The following is a 2410-nucleotide window of genomic DNA, read 5'->3' as shown; positions in this document are numbered from 1 at the left end:
CTAAACATCTTGCTGTTCAACTTGACAAATCACCTTTTGAACACTTAAAACACACTATCGCTAAAAAAGACTACCGAATTGGTTTTACTGCCACAGCTTTGCTTTCTGTAGGAGGTTTTATGATGATGCCTTTTAGTAGCGCTTTCGCCATCAATAATCTGCATATTACACAACATCAACTACCTATGATATTTATGATAGCAGGTTTATCTACATTGTTGGTAATGCCTTTGGTTGGGAAACTGAGTGACACAATTGACAAATACAAAATATTCGTATTTGCCACATTATGGACAATCATAATGGTGGCAGTTTACACCAACCTCGGAGTAACACCTTTCACCTTTGTAGCTATTGCCAATGTGCTAATGATGATGGGCATCATGGGACGTATTGTCCCTTCCACGGCTTTGGTAACTTCTATCCCCGAAATACAGGACAGAGGTGCTTTTATGAGTATAAACTCATCCTTACAGCAAATTGCAGGAGGTGTTGCAGCAGCATTTGCTGGAACAATTGTCGTTCAAAAAGATAAGTTAAGTCCACTGGAACATTACGACACACTGGGAATCATAATTATCTGCATTTCAATTCTAACGGTTATACTTATGTATCGCGTCAATAAAATGATAAAAAGAAAAAATAAGGAGAAAAAAGAAGACCTTTATGCTGTTAAAGAAATATAGTCTCAAAAAAAACTAATCCTAGTTGGTATATATCTAAAAACATAACTATTCAAAATGCTAAAAACTACTATAAAAAAACTCCTTAGCGCTTGAATATCAACACAAAAATATTCACAAAACAAGTAATTTCTTAAGATCAAAAGTCGTTTGTCGGATATAATTGTTAATTCCCCGATTTATCCAAATTTTTAAATTAATTTACAATGATATTAACTACTTTTAACCTCCCTAAATAATTGAATTTAAGTTTGTTATGTAAATTTATTTTACTGGTAAAAAAAGAATTTGGTTATTGCTCCCCACAATAAAATATCTTTTGATGAATGTGTGCTTTATGAATTTATTCATGAATGTGTTTGTATTTATCTACAAGTTTTACTTCCCAAATCAAAAACTTTCTTTGTATTTGATTCAATTAATTCTACGGCATTTTTTGCCAATCATTTTTTTGCAGTAAAGAATTCTTTACGTGTATAACTATTAAAAATTAACATTTTTCGAATGTTTTTCGTGTATAAATTTACACGTAAAACTAATTTCGAAGAGGGTGTGTTTACTCAAATTTTCAGATCACTAATTAAAAAATGTAATGAATGAAACAAGAATTTACCTTTTTCCGAAACCACAATTTCTACTGAAACTTAGTTGCTAATAATTTGGTATTAACTTAAAATCAAATTATTATGAAAAATAAAATGACTTTTGAATTTTTGGAAACAATATGGAGCGGTATCAAATGTTGCTTATCTTCCAAAAGAATAGTTTCTGGATTAGATTTTACAAAATCACAATTTATTTGTCAAGAAGGGATTGGCAAAGTAACTCGGAGTTTACTACTTTCTTTATTATTCTTCTTATGCTTTTCTACTGCATTTGCACAACTTAATCTTCCCAATGAAAAGAGATGTACTTCCAAAGATTTAGAATTAGTTGGAGCAAGACTGTTTGATCAAGGTGAATGTATTGAATGTGAAACAGGTGATGGAGTTACGAGAACATTGATATTATCTATTAAAAATAGTACAGGGTCAAACAGAACATCCTTTGCTTTCTGGGGAATTCTAGACAAAATTGATTCTGATGGAACTATTAATAGTTTTCCAATAACAGGATGTAATAGTAAAGCTGTTCCTCCAAATACATCCGCAGTTCCACCTAATACCACAACAGATTTGGAATTTAATGATATTTCATATATATGTGGACAAAGATTGGTTATTAGGAATTTGTATTTAGCATGGACTTCAGCTGCTGATAATGCATCATGTCCCTTAGACCCGAGCAAAATTGCTCCGAAATGTGGTACATTACCTTCAATTGAAATCAATGCCGGAGTTAACGGAACTGTTACATCTGAAAATGCGACTTGTACTGCTGGTGGCTCCATTAAAGTGGCTCCATTTGGCGGCACACCTCCATATAAAGTCAGTTTAGATGGTGGGACAATCTTTAATGTTGCTGCCGGTGGATCAAAAACTTTTACTGGTCTTGCAGCAAATAGTAGTCACAACGTTACCATAACCGATTCTACTCTTCCTACTGCTTGTAGCGTTACCAAAAACGAGACTGTTGGCGGACCGACTGCACTACCTAAACCAGAAGCTACGGTAACTCAACAACCGACCTGTACTATTGCAAAGGGAACTGTTACCGTAACATCATTTACGGTTGGTGATGGTATAACTTATAGACTTAAACAGGGCATAGATATAAAATACACAGCA

At 33.5% G+C, this 2410-nt stretch carries 2 protein-coding genes; both read left to right on the top strand.

The window, feature by feature from the left end:
* On the top strand, nucleotides 1-686 hold a 686-nt coding region (locus tag VFS71_RS10210), incomplete at its 5' end, for an MFS transporter (protein WP_326401096.1).
* A 683-nt stretch (nucleotides 687-1369) separates the two neighbouring features.
* A partial coding sequence (locus tag VFS71_RS10205; protein ID WP_326401095.1) for a SprB repeat-containing protein occupies nucleotides 1370-2410 on the top strand: 1041 nt, incomplete at its 3' end.

The sequence above is a fragment of the Flavobacterium sp. genome, assembly GCF_035760125.1.
GTDB lineage: Bacteria > Bacteroidota > Bacteroidia > Flavobacteriales > Flavobacteriaceae > Flavobacterium.
This window is presented reverse-complemented; position numbering and strand designations above follow the sequence as displayed.